The following is a 16,044-nucleotide window of genomic DNA, read 5'->3' as shown; positions in this document are numbered from 1 at the left end:
TGCGGCGGAGATGGCGAGGAAAACTGCCGGGGTGCGGTGGCCCGTCCTCGATCGGGGCCGAAACCGGCCCTCTCGCGGGCCAGCCTCCATACTGAAGCGAGGGGCAGATATCCGCCGCACTCGGCTCCGATCCGGCGGCCTCAGGCCCCGAGCTGCCGTGCTCGCGAGGCATGAGACTGCAGCGCGCGGATGCGGTCGGCCAGGGTACCGCCCTGGGGCGCACCGCCGGCCGCAGCAGCCGGCGCCGCGGCGACGCCATTGGCGTTGGCAGGCTTGGCGGGGGCCGGCTCGGCGGCCAGCATGGCCTCGATCGTCGAGTTCGGGCCCTCGATCTGCATCGCGAGCTTGGCGACCTCGGCGGCGATGTCGTTGATACGTTCGCGCAACAGCGCGTTCTCCATCCGCTCCTGGGCCCAGGTGCTCTCGGCATGCTGCTGGATGGCGTTCATCTCGCGCTGCAGCTTGGTGCGCTCGTCGCGGGCGGCCTGCAGCTGCTGTTCGAGGGCGGCCTTCTCGGATTTGAGCCGCTCGAACGCGGCCGACTTGCCGCTGCCCATGCCGGCCAGCTCCTCGCGCAGCTCCTTCAAGGCGCGGTCGGCGGCCACGTTGGCCTCGCGCAGCTGGTTGTTCTCGAAATCACGTTCGGCAAGCAGCTTGCCCTGGGTCGACAGCCGGCCCTCGAGGTCGGCGACGCGGCTCGCCAGCATCTCGGCTTCCTTGACCTGGACGATCAGCTGGCGGTCGAGCTCGGTGACGCGCTGGCTGAGATTCTCGACCCGCGCGCGGGCGTCGTTGAGCGCCTTGGTCGCGGTGTCGGATTCGTCGCGCTCCAGCGCGAGCCGCGTCTGGGTCGCGGAGAATTCCTTCTCGGCGTCGGCCACGCGGCTGCGCAGCTCCTCGACCTGGGTCCTGACCGACACCAGCTCGACCTGCCGGCTGTCGGCCAGCAGAGCCTTGTCGTTGAGCTCGGCAGTCAGGCGCACCTGCTCGGCCTGCTTCTCCTTCAGCGCCTGCTCGGCGGCGCGCAGCGCCTCCGTCTTGGCGGCGAATTCTTCCTCGGTGGCGCGCAGCTGATCCTTCAGCGCCTTCTCGCGCGCCTCCAGCGCAAAGATCGCGGCGTTCTTCTCGCCGAGCTCGATCTTCATGCGGTTGATGGCGTCGGTCTTCTTGCCGAGGTCGGCGAGCTGGCCGGTGGCCTTGTTCTTGAGCGCGTCGACGCTCATCTCCAGCCGCCGCGCCGACATCGCGAACTCCGCGCGCAGCTGGTCCTTGTCGGCCTGGATCTCGGCCATCGACAGCGGCGTCGCCGCCTCGAGCCGGCGCGTCGTCAGCCGCACCGCACGATTGTGCACCAGCGGCACGATCATCAGCGCACAGAGCATGGCGATCAGAAAACCGATCGCAAAATACATGATCGGCTCGACCATGACGCACAACTCCCGGTCAGAAATGATTAACGGAATCACAATGCACGGCGGGCTGATTCAACGCCAGCCCAATGCCGTGTTAACCTTGATCCGTCACGGGAGAACGTGTCCTCGCGGCATCAATTGGCGGTATCGGCGGCGGCCTCAGAACGGGTTCCAGGTCGCGCTCGGCGTGAACTTGAGGTAGCCGACATTGGCGCCGAGCCGCAGGCCGATGCCGGACCTGATCGGGACCAGCACGATGTTGTTGGCGGTGAGCGCCGTCATGCCGAAGCCGCCGACGATATAGGCCGAGCCGTCGATGCCGACGAAGCGCTGGTAGATCGCGCTGGTGGCCGGCAGATTGTAGACCAGCGTCATGGTGCGGGCGCCGTCGCCGCCCCAGTCGAAGCCGAGCGAGGGGCCCTGCCAATAGACGCGGAGGTCGCCGGCGTTCTTGGTGTAGAGCGTGCCTTCGCCGTAACGGAGACCGGCGACGAAGGCACCGGCGCCTTCCTCACCCAGGATGTAGCCATTCGGCAGGCCCCATTGGCTGACGGCGCGCTCGATCACCGAGGCGAGGCCGCGCGAAACGTTGCCGAAGAAGCGGTGGCCGGCATTGACGAGCTCGTCCGGGTTGAAGCTGTCCGGGCTCGGCGCAGGGCGCGGCGGGGGTGCGGGCTGCTGATACGGCGGCGCGGCAGGCGGGGGCGCCTGCTGCGCGGCGACCGACGCGGTCATGGCCAGCACGGCCGCGAACGTCGTGGCGGCAAGGCGGGATGCGAAACTCATCGATGGAAATCCCCTGCTATCGGCTGCCCGAGCCTCGCCTTAACCTGACGCCAACCACATCGGGCGATTGTCGGGCGAGGGGCGATGCCCCTGCGACTCTCATGTTATCGGCACCAACTATGACCGCACAACGGCAACAACCGCCCCAGACCGGGTCAAAGTCGCTGTTTCGCCTTGTAATTGCCGCTATCGCGCTCGCTGGGCTGCCGCCGGTCGGCGCGCCGGCGGCCACGACGCAGCGCATCATCTCCGACCGCTTCAGCGGGCTGGCGATCGACGGCTTCGACCCTGTTTCCTATTTCGTGGATGGCAGGGCCATGCCGGGGCTGCCGGATTTCGAGGCGTCCCAGGGTGGAGTGGTCTGGCGGTTTCGCAACGAGGGCAATCGCGCCTCGTTCCTGGCCCATCCGGAGGTCTACGGCCCGCAATTCGGCGGCTACGACCCGACCGATGTGGCTCGCGGCGTAACGGTGGCCGGCAACCCGCGCTTCTTCGTCGTGGTCGAGGAACGGCTGTTCCTGTTCAACCGAGAAGAGAGCCGCGACGCTTTCGCGGCCGACCCGAGCCGCTATCTGCCGGGTGCGGAGGCCCGTTGGCCGGCGCTCGAGGGCGACCTGCCGCAATAGCGCGGCAGCGCTGTCTCAAACCTTCACCGCAGCCGGGTCGCCCCAGGCGATGAAGGACGGCACGATGAAGCCGTCGGGGCGCTCGCCATAGCGCAACGGCGCGCCGGTCTCGCTGGTGACGGTGCCGCCGGCGGCTGCGACCACGGCATGGCCTGCCGCCACGTCCCATTCCGAGGTCGGGCCGAGCCGCGGATAGATGTCGGCCAGACCTTCGGCGAGCCGCCCGAACTTCACGGCCGAGCCGAGCGGCAGGCGCACCGCGCCCGGACGCGCCGCAATGAAGGCTTCGGTGCGGGCATCGCCATGCGACCGGCTGACCGCGGCGACCCATGCCGCGCCTTGCGGCGGCATCGGCCGGGTGCGGATCGGCTCGGCGGCCGCCAGACCCGCCTCCGTGAACGACAGCCGCTCGGCGCCACGGCCGACCAGGCCGCGCCAGATCTGGCCGATGGCCGGCGCGCAGACGATGCCGAGCAGCGGGCTGCCGTCGGTAACCAGCGCCAGATTGACCGTGAACTCGCCGCGCCCGGCGACGAACTCCTTGGTGCCGTCGAGCGGATCGATCAGGAAGAAGCTGCCCTCGAACGGTCCTGCGCTCGTTCCGACCCGCTCCTCCGACAGCGCGGGGATCGCGGGCGCCAGCCGCGCCAGCCCCTCGGCAATGACCCGGTCGGCGGCAAGATCGGCCTCGGTGACCGGCGAGCCGTCGGATTTGTCGGTGACGGCCATGGCGCGCCGGTTGACGGCGAGGATCGCGTAGGCCGCCTCGACGACGAGCTCCGTCAGGGGCGTCATCAGCGCCGCGGCGGCCTCGACCCCGACGGTTCCTGCAGTCGGTGCCGTCGTCATTGCGCGGTGCTCCTTCCGGCCGTTCCGTACGCAGCTGGCATCATCGTATCCCTGTTCTGGCGCCCGGCGCATCCGGGTACGGCCGTTCGCACGTTCATTGCGGCTGCCGGGAAAACCGCTACGTACTTTCCCGTGTCCCGCTCTCAGTTCGGTGGCGGTCCATGCTTTCGCAGTGTATCAAGCGTTAACGCAAGCATGATTCGCCCAGGTTCGCGGATTTCAGGAACATCGAATGTCCGGCACGTCCTCTCCCGAGATCGCCAATCCGATTCCCGCTCCCGATACGCTCGAACTTGCCGCTCTGCTCTGCTCGAAGGTCTGCCACGACCTGATTAGTCCGGTCGGCGCCATCGTCAATGGGCTCGAGGTGCTCGACGACAATCCGAAGCCGGAGGATCGCGACTTCGCGCTGGAGCTGATCCGCAAGAGCGCCAAGACGGCGTCGGCCCGGCTGCAATTCTGCCGCCTCGCCTTTGGTGCGGCCGGCTCTGCGGGCGCGCAGATCGATCTCGGCGACGCCCAGACCATGGCGCGCGGCCACATCGAGGACGCCAAGACCTCGATCACCTGGAATCTGCCGCGGCTGCTGTTGCCCAAGAACCGGGTCAAGCTGCTGCTCAACATGATGGTGGTGGCGCAGCAGACGATCCCGCGCGGCGGCATGCTGACGGTCGACCCGATCGGCGATGGCGAGACCATGAGCTTCCGCGTCGCCGCCACCGGGCTCAATGCCCGGCTGCCGCAGAACATCGTCAATCTGCTCGGTGGCGACTTGCAATCGACCATCGATGCCCACGCGGTGCAGCCCTACTACACCCGTCTGCTCGCCGATGCCTGCGGCCTCAAGGTGACGCTCACCGCCGACGGCAATGCGATGGTCGTGCAGGCGGCCTGATCGGGCGGACGTCCTGCCGCGTCAGTCCCTGCGACCTCGTGTCGTGGGACAGACGCAACAATCCATTCACCATGGTTAATCAAGCCTTGCCGATGTGTCCGAACTTGTCCGGATGCATCTTATCTCTTTGTTGAGTCCGTTCATTTGCGCTTACTCAACTAATATTAAACGCTTTGCACCGAAACTGGCCACGGTTTGAAGGGCGCGTCATGTCGCGTTCCGTTGCGTGCGAAGGCCAGTTTCATGGACGATCTGTTGCGTGAGTTCCTGACGGAGACCAGCGAGAGCCTGGACACCGTCGACAATCAATTGGTGCGGTTCGAGCAGGAGCCGAACAACGCCAAGATCCTCGATAACATCTTCCGGCTGGTGCACACGATCAAGGGGACCTGCGGTTTCCTCGGCCTGCCGCGGCTCGAGGCGCTGGCGCACGCCGCCGAAACATTGATGGGCAAATTCCGCGACGGCATGCCGGTGACCGGCGAGGCCGTGACGCTGATCCTGACCACGATCGACCGCATCAAGGACATCCTGGGACAGCTCGAGGCCAACGAGGCCGAGCCCGAGGGCGAGGACCGCGACCTCATCAGCGAGCTCGAGGCGATGGTCGAGCGCGGCATGGCGGCGATGGCCGCCGGCGAGGCGGCCCCGCCGCTGGTGCCGGCCGCGCCGCCCGCCCCCGCGGTGACGCACGGCTCGCTGATCGACCAGACGCTGGAGCGTCCGCTGCGTCCGGGCGAAGTGTCGCTCGACGAGCTCGAGCGGGCCTTCCGCGAGACCGCGATCGAGTTGCCGCCCGCGCATGAGAAGGCGCCTGAGCCCAAGGCCGCTGCCCCGGCGCCGGTCGCCAAGGCCGGGCCTGCCAAGGCGGAAGCAGAGGCCAAGGCCGAGCCGAAGAAGGCGGCGCGGCCGAAGGTCAATGCCGACGGCGAGGTGCACGAGAACGACAAGGTCGCCAACCAGTCGATCCGCGTCAACGTCGACACGCTCGAACATCTGATGACGATGGTCTCGGAGCTGGTGCTGACGCGCAACCAGCTCCTGGAGATCGCCCGCCGCAACGAGGACACCGAGTTCAAGGTGCCGCTGCAGCGGCTGTCCAACGTCACCGCCGAGCTGCAGGAGGGCGTCATGAAGACGCGCATGCAGCCGATCGGCAATGCCTGGCAGAAGCTGCCGCGCATCGTCCGCGACCTCGCCACCGAACTCGGCAAGCAGATCGAGCTCGAGATGCACGGCGCCGACACCGAGCTCGACCGCCAGGTGCTCGACCTGATCAAGGACCCGCTCACCCACATGGTGCGCAACTCCGCCGATCACGGCCTGGAGACGATGGCCGAGCGCGCCGCGGCCGGCAAGGCCGAGCAGGGCACCATCCGGCTGTCCGCCTATCACGAAGGCGGCCATATCATCATCTGCATCGCCGACAACGGCCGCGGCCTCAACACCGAGCGCATCAAGGCCAAGGCCTTGGCGAACGGCCTCGTCACCGAGGCCGAGCTCGAGAAGATGACGGAAGCGCAGATCCACAAGTTCATCTTCGAGCCGGGCTTCTCGACCGCGGCCGCCGTCACCTCGGTCTCGGGCCGCGGCGTCGGCATGGACGTGGTGCGCACCAACATCGACCAGATCGGCGGCACCATCGACATCAAGTCGGTGCTCGGCGAGGGCACCTCGGTCACCATCAAGATCCCGCTGACGCTCGCGATCGTCTCGGCGCTGATCGTCGAAGCCGGCGGCGACCGCTTCGCGATCCCGCAATTGTCGGTCGTCGAGTTGGTGCGTGCGCGCGCCAACTCCGAGCATCGCATCGAGCGCATCAAGGACACCGCGGTCTTGCGCTTGCGCAACAAGCTGCTGCCGCTGATGCATCTGAAGAAGCTCCTGAAGATCGACGACGGCTCGTCGACCGATCCGGAGAACGGCTTCATCGTGGTGACGCAGGTCGGCAACCAGACCTTCGGCATCGTGGTCGACTGCGTGTTCCACACCGAGGAAATCGTGGTCAAGCCGATGTCGACCAAGCTGCGTCACATCGACATGTTCTCGGGCAACACCATCCTGGGCGACGGCGCCGTGATCATGATCATCGATCCGAACGGCATTGCGAAAGCGCTCGGCGCCGCCGGCTCGGCCTCGCAGGCGGTGTCCGACGAGCACGCCGCGCATCACGCCATCGGCGGCGAGCAGCTCACCTCGCTGCTGGTGTTCCGCGCCGGCACGGCGCAGCCCAAGGCGGTGCCGCTGGCGCTGGTCACGCGCCTGGAGGAGATCGCGGCCGACAAGATCGAGATCTCCAACGGCCGCTACATGGTGCAGTACCGCGACCAGCTGATGCCCTTGGTGCAGATGGAAGGCGTGTCGGTGCAGACGTCGGGCTCGCAGCCGATCCTGGTGTTCGCCGACGAGACCCGCGCGATGGGCCTCGTGGTCGACGAGATCATCGACATCGTCGAGGAGCGGCTCAACATCCAGGTCTCCGGCGCCAAGGACGGCATCCTCGGCTCGGCGGTGATCAAGGGCCAGGCGACCGAGGTGATCGACGTCGGCCACTTCCTGCCGATGGCCTTCGCCGACTGGTTCATCCGCAAGGAGATGCACACCGACGCGCAGACGCAGTCGGTGCTGCTGGTCGACGACTCGCCGTTCTTCCGCAACATGCTGGCGCCGGTGTTGAAGTCGGCCGGCTACAAGGTGCGCACGGCGGCCTCGGCGATCGAGGGCCTGGCCACGCTGCGCTCCGGGCACAGCTTCGACATCGTCGTCACCGACATCGAGATGCCGGAGATGAACGGCTTCGAGTTCACCGAGGCGATCCGCGCCGACCAGAACCTGAGCCAGATGCCGGTCATCGCGGTGTCGTCGCTGGTGTCGCCGGCGGCGATCGAGCGCGGCCGCCAGGCGGGCCTCTACGACTACATCGCCAAGTTCGACCGGCCAGGCCTGATCGCGGCGCTGAAGGAACAGATCGAGGAACGGGCCCGCGCCGAAGCCAACCGGCGGGCCGCGTGACAGCAAGCGGACAGGAGTAGCGTGCGATGAGCAGCAAGATCGAAACCACCGAGGGCGCCGCCGTCGAATACGTCACTGCGATGATCGGCGGCCAGCTGTTCGGCCTGCCGATCTCCCGGGTACAGGACGTGTTCATGCCGGAGCGGGTGACGCGGGTGCCGCTGTCATCGGCGGAGATCGCCGGGGTCCTGAACCTGCGCGGCCGCATCGTGACCGTCGTCGACATGCGGGCGCGGCTCGGCCTTGCCCGCGCCGAGGACGGCAAGCCGCCGATGGCGGTCGGCGTCGATCTGCGCGGCGAGTCCTACGGTCTCCTGATCGACCAGATCGGCGAGGTGCTGCGGCTGTCCGAGGAGGGCCGGGAGGAGAACCCCGTCAATCTCGACCCGCGCATGGCGAAGCTTGCCGGCGGCGTGCACCGCCTCGACGGCCAGCTGATGGTCATTCTCGACGTCGATCGCGTGCTCGAGCTCGCCGCCGACAAGATGGCGGCCTGAACACTGCAACGTGCGGGCAGCGGCGCATCATGCGTCGTTGCATTGGATCCTGATCTCGTGAGGCTGATATGAGAACGTGTCTGGTAGTTGACGATTCCAGCGTCATTCGAAAGGTGGCGCGACGGATTCTGGAAGGTCTGGATTTCCAGATCGTGGAAGCGGAGGACGGCGAGCAGGCGCTGGAGATCTGCAAGCGGGGCCTCCCGGATGCGGTGCTGCTCGACTGGAACATGCCCGTCATGGACGGCTACGAGTTCCTCGGCAATCTCCGGCGCATGCCCGGCGGCGACGCGCCGAAGGTGGTGTTCTGCACGACCGAGAACGATGTCGCGCACATCGCGCGCGCGCTGCACGCCGGCGCCAACGAGTACATCATGAAGCCCTTCGACAAGGACATCGTGACGGCGAAGTTTCAGGAAGTCGGGCTGATCTGATCTCCGTCGCGTGCGTCGGTCCCGTGGTCGTCCGGGCTTGCCGTCACCCCGTGCCTCTGTCCTGTTGGTGAACTATGAGCGTCGCGTTGGCCAGTTCTTCGATCCCAAGTTCGACCAGGCAGGAACCTCTCCGCGTGATGGTCGTGGACGATTCCGTGGTCATTCGCGGCATGATCTCGCGCTGGATCGCGTCTGAGCCCGACATGGTCGTGGCGGCGTCGCTGCGCACGGGCCTCGAAGCCGTGAACCAGATCGATCGCGTCAATCCCGACGTCGCCGTGCTCGACATCGAGATGCCCGAGCTCGACGGCATCGCCGCGCTGCCGAAGCTGCTTGCCAAGAAGAAGAACCTCGCCGTCATCATGGCGTCGACGCTGACCCGCCGCAACGCGGAGATCAGCTTCAAGGCGCTGTCGCTCGGCGCGGCCGACTACATTCCGAAACCCGAGAGCACGCGCGAGGCGTCGGCGGCCGACAATTTCCACTACGATTTGATTCAGAAGATCCGCAATCTCGGCGCCAAGGCGCGCCGCGCCGCTCCCGCCCCGCATGCGCCGGCCGCCTCGCCGATCGTCCCGCAAGTCCAGGGGCTCCGGCCTGCGCCAACGGCGCGGCCGATGGTCGCTCCCGTGGCGCCCGCCGCGCCGGCCCAGCTGGCGCGCCGCTCCTTCAGCACGCAGATGCCGAAGGTGCTGCTGATCGGATCGTCGACCGGCGGCCCGCAGGCGCTGATGTCGCTGGTGACCGAGCTCGGTCCCGTGATCGACCGCTTTCCGGTGCTGATCACCCAGCATATGCCGCCGACCTTCACCACCATCCTCGCCGAGCATCTGGCGCGCTCGAGCCGCAGGCCGGCCCATGAGGCCGTCGACGGTGAAGTGGTGAAGCCGGGTCAGATCTACCTTGCCCCCGGCGGCCGCCACATGCGTGTGGCGCGCCATGGCGCCGATGTGGTGATCGCGCTGGACAACGGTCCTCCGGTCAATTTCTGCAAGCCCGCCGTCGATCCCTTGTTCATGTCGGCGATCGAGGTCTGGCAGGGCTCGACCCTGGCCGTGATCCTGACCGGCATGGGATCCGACGGCATGCGCGGCGGCAAGGACATCGTCGCCGCCGGCGGCAGCGTGATCGCGCAGGACGAGGCGACCAGCGTGGTCTGGGGCATGCCGGGCGCAGCAGCCAATGCCGGCATCTGCGCGGCCGTCCTTCCCTTGAATCAGATTGGACCGAAGCTGGTTCGTCTGTTTGCTGGAGACCGTTCGTGACACCCCTGGACTATGAGTTCTTGCGTAAGGTCCTGAAGGATCGCTCCGGCCTCGATCTGTCGGCCGATAAGCAGTACCTGGTCGAAAGCCGGTTGCTGCCGCTGGCCCGCCGCTCCAACCTGCCGGGCATCACGGAGCTGGTGCAGAAGATCAAGAGCGGCGCGGAGCAGCTCACGACGCAGGTGGTCGAGGCGATGACCACCAACGAGACGTTCTTCTTTCGCGACAAGATTCCGTTCGATCATCTCCGTGAGGGCATCCTGCCGGCGCTGATCCAGTCGCGCGCCAATCGTCGTTCCCTGCGCATCTGGTCGGCCGCCTGCTCGACCGGACAGGAGCCGTATTCGATCGCGATGTGCCTGCGCGAATTCGGTCCCGCTCTGGCGGGCTGGCGCATCGAGATCGTTGCCACCGACCTGTCGCAGGAGGTGCTGGAGAAATCGAAGGCCGGCCTCTACAGCCAGTTCGAGGTGCAGCGTGGATTGCCGATCCAGCTGCTGGTGAAATATTTCACGCAGCTCGGCGAGCTCTGGCAGCTCAGCGCCGACATCCGCGGCATGGTCCAGCATCGCCAGCTCAATCTGCTGCAGGACTTCTCGCATCTCGGCAAGTTCGACATCATCTTCTGCCGCAACGTGCTGATCTATTTCGATCAGGAGACCAAGGCCTCGATCTTCGAGCGAATGGCCAAGGTGATGGAGCCGGACGGCACGCTGTTGCTGGGAGCCGCCGAATCGGTCGTCGGCATCACCGACGCGTTCCGGCCCAACCAGGAGCGGCGGGGTCTGTACCAGATCAATCCGGTGCGCAGCCCGCGCGGCGGCGCGGCGCTGCTGCCCGGCCTCAAGGTGGTCGCGGCGCGCTGACGCCGGCCGGAGCCGTCTGTGACCGGGGGGCGCTTCGACCGGTCGGGCGGTCGGCCGTTCCGTCCCGCTTGCGTCCGTCCCGCGCGGGCGGCCGGTCCTTTCTGCGCCCGCAGGCCTCCTTCCGAAGCAAATCTCGCCGACCCATGGAACTTTTCGGTTCCTGACGCGTCTATTCACGCCTTGGTGTGGACTCACGCGTGTTGAATTGGTGGCGGGGGATTGGATGAAAACGAGTGTGCGTCCTCGAATCGTGACGCGGGATCTCCCTGTCATCGCCAAATCGCCGACCGGGATCGACGGCCTCGACGAGGTCACCTTCGGTGGCCTGCCGCAAGGGCGGCCGACGCTGCTGTGCGGCGCGGCCGGTTGCGGCAAGACGTTGTTTGCGATGACGTTTCTCTACAATGGCGCGGTCGCCTACGACGAGCCGGGCGTGTTCATCGCGTTCGAGGAGCAGCCCGAGGACCTGATCAAGAACGTCGGCTCGCTCAGCTACGACATCGATAGGCTGATCGAGCAGAAGAAGATCGTGGTCGATCACATCCATCTCGATCGCAACGAGATCGAGGAGGCCGGCGACTACGATCTCGACGGCCTGTTCATCCGCATCGGCTTCGCGATCGATTCGATCGGCGCCAAGCGCGTCGTGATCGATACGATCGAGACCCTGTTCGGCGGCCTCGACAATCAGGCGGTGCTGCGCTCCGAGTTGCGCCGGCTGTTCGAATGGCTGAAGAGCAAGGGCGTCACCGCCATCATCACCGGCGAGCGCGGTGATGGTACGCTGACGCGCTACGGCCTCGAGGAATACGTCGCCGACTGCGTCATCCTGCTCGACAACCGCGTGCACGATCAGCTCTCGACCCGCCGGCTGCGCGTCGTGAAGTATCGCGGCACGGCGCATGGCACCAACGAATACCCCTTCATCATCGACCAGGAAGGCATCACGGTGATGCCGATCACCTCGTCGGGGCTCGCGCATGATGCGTGGACGGAGCGGGTCTCCACCGGCATTGCCGATCTCGACGACATGCTCGAAGGCCAGGGCTACTACAAAGGGTCGAGCATCCTGATCTCGGGCATGGCCGGCTCGGGCAAGTCGACGGTGTCGGCACACTTCGCCAATTCGATCTGCAAGAGCGGGCAACGCTGCATCTATTTCGCGCTGGAGGAATCCCCGCAGCAGATCATCCGCAACATGAAGTCGGTCGGTCTCGACCTGCAGCAATGGGTCGATCGCGGCCTGCTGCGGTTTTCGGCCCGGCGCCCCAATCTGTACGGACTGGAAACGCATCTCGCCGCCATGCATCGCGAGGTCAAGGAGTTCGATCCCGCCGCCGTCGTGGTCGATCCCATCTCGGCGCTCATGGGCGCCGGCATTGCCGGCGACGTGCATTCGATGACGTTGCGCCTCATCGATTTCCTGAAGGCGCGCGGCGTCACGGCGCTGTTCACCAATCTCGGCGCCGGCAGCGCGGAGACGGCGACCACGGAGATGCAGATCTCGTCGCTCACCGACACCTGGCTGCTGCTCTACAATCGCGAGAGCAACGGCGAGCACAACCGCCAGCTCTATCTGCTGAAGTCGCGCGGCATGGCGCATTCCAACCAGGTCCGCGAATTCCTGATGAGTGCCGACGGCATCTCGCTGCGCGAGGTCTATGTCGGCCCGGAGGGCGTGCTCACGGGATCGGCCAGGGTGGCGCAGGAGGCGAGAGATCGCGTCGAGCGCCTGCTGCGCATGCAGGATACGGAACGACGCGCGCGCGAGATCGAACGTCGCCGCCGCGACCTCGCGGCTCAGATCGAAACGCTCAAGGCTCAGCTGGCCAACGAGGAGAGCGAGATGGAGCTCATCAATCTGGAAGGCGCTGCCCGCGAGGATCAGCGCGCAGCCGCTCGCCTCGCGCAGATCGAGAGCCGCTCGTCCAGGCCTCGTCCGAGCTCCCCAGCCAACCCGCTGACATCCAGCAAATGACGGCGGCTCCGATGGAACAGGATGGCTACAATCTCCGGCTCTATGTCGCCGGTCAGACGCCGAAATCGCTGGCGGCGCTCGCCAACCTCAAGAAGCTGTGCGAGACGCATCTGCCGGGCCGCTACACGATCGAGGTGATCGACCTGATGAAGGATCCGGCCCTCGCACAACGAGATCAGATCGTCGCAATCCCGACCTTGATCCGTCAACTGCCCGAGCCCCTCAAGCGAATCATCGGCGATCTCTCCAATGCGGAGAAGGTGCTGGTTGGTCTGGACATCGCACCGAGCTGAACGGAGGACGCGTGGCATCAACAGACGCGATGCAGGCGGGACGGCCGCGTAACGAGGCGGAGGAGACGGTCGAGGCCATTCATCGCGGCAACGTCGATGCCGTGGTGGTGCAGGGCCCGGCCGGACCCCAGGTCATCATGCTGCAGGGCGCGGACGCGCCCTATCATGTTCTGGTCGAGCGCATGAGCGACGGCGCGCTGACGCTCGATGCCGACGGCTGCATCGTCTATGTCAATTCCAGGCTGTGCGCGCTGACCGGCCTCGGCGTACAGCAATTGGTGGGACGCAGCTTTGCCTCGCTGTTTGCGGGAGCGGTGCCCGAGCAGCGCGCCGACGATGCGGCAACCGACGCTCAACTGTGCCGCGCTGACGGCGGCCAGCTGCCGGTGTCGGTGTGGATGCGCCAGATGGCGATGGGCGGCGTGGTGGCCACGCTCGTGACGCTGACCGACATGTCGATTCAGCGGCGCGCCGAGGAGGTCGCCAATGCCGAGCGCTTTGCGCGCTCGATCCTGGAGCAGGCGACCGATGCGGTCGTGGTGCTGGCGCTCGACGGCCGGATCACCCATGCGAGCTGGGTCGCGGAGCAGCTCGCGGAACGACCGCCGGTCGGCCAGTTGTTTTCTGAGGCGTTCCCGCTCGATGGGCAGAGCGCCAGCCAGCGAGGCACGTTGACGCGCTTCTCGCGCGAGAGCCTTGATCAGGCGCTGGCGACCAAGCCCTTCCATGGCGTCGAGGTCGCCTTGCGCAACGCGCAGGCGTCGGGGCGGTCGTTCCTGCTGTCCGGCGGGCCCCTGGTGAACGATCTCAAGGAGACGGTCGGCTCGATCGTCACCCTGACCGACATCACCGAACGCAAGCGCGCGGAAGAGCAGCAGACCGTGCTGGTCGCCGAGCTCAATCACCGGGTGAAGAACATCCTGGCGATCGTGCAGTCGGTGGCGGGGCAGACCTTGCGGACCTCACCGTCGCTGCCGGCCTTCAACAAGGCGTTCTCCGGGCGCATCCAGGCGGTCTCGATCGCGCATGACATCCTGACGCAGACCCGTTGGATCGGCATCGGACTGAACGAACTGCTCACCACCGTGCTGGCGCCCTACGGCATCGGCGAAGGGCGGATCGCCATCGACGGCCCTCCGGTGCTGCTGGAGGCACGGCTGGTGCTGCCGCTTTCGATGGTGCTGCACGAGCTTGCGACCAACGCCTCCAAATATGGCGCGTTGTCCGCCTCCCACGGCCAGGTCACGATCTCCTGGCGCCTGCGCGACGATGGCCGCCGGCTGGAGCTGGTCTGGCTCGAGCGCGGCGGACCGCTGATCGAAGGCGGCGGCGGGCGCGGCTTCGGCACCACGCTGATCGACCGCGTCGTCCGCTTCGATCTCGAGGGCGAAGCCCTGCTCGACTTCGAGCCCGCGGGCATTCGCTGCTCGCTGACCTTTGCGCTGACCGCGGAGACGACCCCCGAGCATCTGCCGGCATCGGCCGTGCAGCCGGACTGATCGGATGCCCGCCTCAGCGCGCGATCGGAACGGAGCGTGCCGCCTTGCGGCGCCAGACGTCGTGGTCCCTTTCCGTCGCCTCACGCGCGGCGCGCGCTGCTCGGCGCAGCCAGCCTGAACCGCGCTGCTTCAGGTCCGCCGCGATCCCGGCGCCGGCGCGGCGGTCGGCGGCATGGATGGAGGCGAGGTCGGTGCCCATGCCGCGCAGAAGCTCCAGCTTGAGATCGGCGCCGGCTTCCTCGCCGAGATCGATCTTGCGTGAATCCGCCGACAGGCGTCGGACCACGTAGTCCCCGTCATTGGTTCTGTGAACGTGCAGGAATGGATCGGGCGCGCGATAGGTCCCGGTCGACAGCTCGACGAATCTGTGCGGCGGCGCCGGCTTTGGTTGCATCCTGCCCTTCGTCCTGTTCTTGGCCCAGGTCCAGGCCGAAGGGACCAGCGCCTTGGCCTCGCGGACGACGCGGCCGCCGCGCCATGTCGCGACGACGACGTAGCGCGGACGTCCGCGGCTGCCGCCGCCGGCGAAGCGATGGAAGAATGCGGCATTCTTCGCCTGCTCCGGAAGGCTGGCGGTGAGCAGCTTCCGCACCGCGGATGGAATCGCATCGGCGGCCGCGAGGCCGTTGATCTCCTCCCAGAACGCGCGGCGGCAATCATCCGAGCATTTGACGTAGGGCCTGATCCAGATCTCGTGTTCGTCGAGCAGCGCCGGCCGCGGGTGTTTGAGACCGTCGCGATAGCCTTGGAGGATCGCGTCTGCGGCGTCGCGGCTGTCGATTGCCATGTCGGGCGCGAGCTCGATGCTGGTCGTGAGCCGGACCAGATCGAAGGCGTAGGGCATCCTCGCAGCCTCGTCGAAATCGTTGACGCCCCACACCCAGCGCCCGTCGGCATCACGCCACGTGCCGAAATTCTCCAGATGGATGTCGCCGACGCACAGCGCGACCGGCGCCTCGGCCAGCTCCGGGCAGATCTCCTCGATGCGCCGCGCCCAGCGATAATAGGTGGCGCGCAGCAGGGCGAACGGAGACTTTCGCATCCGCTGGTGCTTGGCGAGAAGGTCGTCCTCGACCACTTTGCATTGGCTGCGAAGCCAGGCCTCGTAGGCCGCGGTATCTTCGATGATGGACACGCGATGCCTCCCGATGCGCCGGGCGTGAGCGAGGCGTTATGAGTTGCGTTGACGCCGAACGAACGTGGCCTCGCACATCGCGCGCAGCGCGCGCTCGTCGAACGGCTTGGCGAGCCGGGCCAGGCTGCGGAACTCCGGCGGAAACAGCGTCGCATCGTCATAGCCGGAGGTGATCACGATCTTGAGCTCGCGCGCGATCAGCTGCGGCAGGACGGCGAAGATCTGCTCGCCGCGCAGGTTGACGTCGAGCAGCGCGCCGTCCAGGCCGCCGCGCTCGGCCTCGCGCAGCACGTCGCCGACGCGCGAGACGGGACCAACCACCTCGCAGCCGAATCCCTGCAACACCGTTTCCAGCTCGAGCGCGATCAGGCCCTCGTCCTCGGCGACCAGGATACGCAAGCCTTCGAGTTCGGGTTTGTCCGTCGCCATGCCTCGTCCCGGTCATGTCCCGGTCATGCGCGCCCATCGCGCAGGGAGTTCACCCTCGGTCTATCTAA

At 66.8% G+C, this 16,044-nt stretch carries 15 protein-coding genes; 10 read left to right on the top strand and 5 right to left on the bottom strand.

Annotated features, from left to right (window positions below; translation table 11 throughout):
• Window positions 1–140: 140 nt before the first annotated feature.
• Together QW887_RS17940 and QW887_RS17935 are read right to left on the bottom strand one after the other, a co-directional pair.
• Window positions 141–1,427, bottom strand: a complete 1,287-nt coding sequence (locus QW887_RS17940) for a hypothetical protein (protein WP_316194771.1) — start codon at window positions 1,425–1,427, stop codon at window positions 141–143.
• A 144-nt stretch (window positions 1,428–1,571) separates the two neighbouring features.
• The gene (locus QW887_RS17935; RefSeq protein WP_315714007.1) at window positions 1,572–2,198 is read right to left on the bottom strand and encodes a DUF1134 domain-containing protein; all 627 of its coding nucleotides are present in this window, start codon (window positions 2,196–2,198) and stop codon (window positions 1,572–1,574) included.
• A 119-nt stretch (window positions 2,199–2,317) separates the two neighbouring features.
• Between QW887_RS17935 and QW887_RS17930 the strand changes: the two genes are divergently transcribed.
• Window positions 2,318–2,824, top strand: a complete 507-nt coding sequence (locus QW887_RS17930) for a YHS domain-containing (seleno)protein (RefSeq protein ID WP_315714008.1) — start codon at window positions 2,318–2,320, stop codon at window positions 2,822–2,824.
• Window positions 2,825–2,839: 15 nt separating this feature from the next.
• On the opposite strand, the gene cysQ is transcribed toward QW887_RS17930, so the two are convergent.
• Window positions 2,840–3,673 carry a 3'(2'),5'-bisphosphate nucleotidase CysQ gene (cysQ, locus tag QW887_RS17925; protein WP_315714009.1) on the bottom strand — a complete coding sequence of 278 codons (834 nt, stop codon included), beginning with the start codon at window positions 3,671–3,673 and terminating at the stop codon, window positions 2,840–2,842.
• Between the two features lie 232 nt (window positions 3,674–3,905).
• On the opposite strand from cysQ, the gene chpT reads away from it, so the two are divergent.
• The 9 genes from chpT to QW887_RS17880 all read left to right on the top strand — a co-directional run bounded on the left by chpT (window position 3,906) and on the right by QW887_RS17880 (window position 14,412).
• Complete coding sequence (gene chpT, locus QW887_RS17920; RefSeq protein ID WP_315752676.1) at window positions 3,906–4,568, top strand: histidine phosphotransferase ChpT; 663 nt, start codon at window positions 3,906–3,908, stop codon at window positions 4,566–4,568.
• A gap of 243 nt (window positions 4,569–4,811) precedes the next feature.
• Complete coding sequence (locus QW887_RS17915; RefSeq protein ID WP_315714011.1) at window positions 4,812–7,580, top strand: hybrid sensor histidine kinase/response regulator; 2,769 nt, start codon at window positions 4,812–4,814, stop codon at window positions 7,578–7,580.
• Window positions 7,581–7,606: 26 nt separating this feature from the next.
• Complete coding sequence (locus QW887_RS17910) at window positions 7,607–8,077, top strand: chemotaxis protein CheW (RefSeq protein WP_316194770.1); 471 nt, start codon at window positions 7,607–7,609, stop codon at window positions 8,075–8,077.
• 68 nt (window positions 8,078–8,145) lie between these two features.
• Window positions 8,146–8,511 carry a PleD family two-component system response regulator gene (locus tag QW887_RS17905; RefSeq protein WP_006613312.1) on the top strand — a complete coding sequence of 122 codons (366 nt, stop codon included), beginning with the start codon at window positions 8,146–8,148 and terminating at the stop codon, window positions 8,509–8,511.
• A 74-nt stretch (window positions 8,512–8,585) separates the two neighbouring features.
• Window positions 8,586–9,776, top strand: coding sequence for a chemotaxis response regulator protein-glutamate methylesterase (locus tag QW887_RS17900; RefSeq protein WP_316193546.1), 1,191 nt, complete (start codon window positions 8,586–8,588; stop codon window positions 9,774–9,776).
• Window positions 9,773–10,642: a protein-glutamate O-methyltransferase CheR gene (locus tag QW887_RS17895; RefSeq protein ID WP_315752677.1), complete on the top strand. Its 870-nt coding sequence runs from the start codon at window positions 9,773–9,775 to the stop codon at window positions 10,640–10,642. Before QW887_RS17900 ends, QW887_RS17895 begins: the two co-directional genes overlap by 4 nt.
• A gap of 223 nt (window positions 10,643–10,865) precedes the next feature.
• Complete coding sequence (gene kaiC, locus QW887_RS17890) at window positions 10,866–12,620, top strand: circadian clock protein KaiC (RefSeq protein WP_316166473.1); 1,755 nt, start codon at window positions 10,866–10,868, stop codon at window positions 12,618–12,620.
• Complete coding sequence (locus tag QW887_RS17885; RefSeq protein ID WP_012046401.1) at window positions 12,617–12,913, top strand: circadian clock KaiB family protein; 297 nt, start codon at window positions 12,617–12,619, stop codon at window positions 12,911–12,913. The genes kaiC and QW887_RS17885 overlap by 4 nt, the downstream gene beginning before the upstream one ends.
• A gap of 11 nt (window positions 12,914–12,924) precedes the next feature.
• Complete coding sequence (locus QW887_RS17880; protein ID WP_316166474.1) at window positions 12,925–14,412, top strand: HWE histidine kinase domain-containing protein; 1,488 nt, start codon at window positions 12,925–12,927, stop codon at window positions 14,410–14,412.
• A 13-nt stretch (window positions 14,413–14,425) separates the two neighbouring features.
• Here QW887_RS17880 and QW887_RS17875 read toward each other — a convergent pair whose 3' ends face one another.
• A complete protein-coding gene (locus tag QW887_RS17875) occupies window positions 14,426–15,547 on the bottom strand; it encodes a DUF2252 family protein (RefSeq protein ID WP_315826146.1) in 1,122 nt (373 codons plus the stop codon).
• A 36-nt stretch (window positions 15,548–15,583) separates the two neighbouring features.
• Window positions 15,584–15,976 (bottom strand): hypothetical protein, encoded by a 393-nt coding sequence (locus tag QW887_RS17870; RefSeq protein WP_315714020.1) that lies wholly within the window; start codon window positions 15,974–15,976, stop codon window positions 15,584–15,586.
• Window positions 15,977–16,044: the final 68 nt, after the last annotated feature.

The organism is Bradyrhizobium sp. SZCCHNRI3052 (genome assembly GCF_032484895.1).
In the GTDB taxonomy this organism is placed as follows: domain Bacteria; phylum Pseudomonadota; class Alphaproteobacteria; order Rhizobiales; family Xanthobacteraceae; genus Bradyrhizobium.
This window is presented reverse-complemented; position numbering and strand designations above follow the sequence as displayed.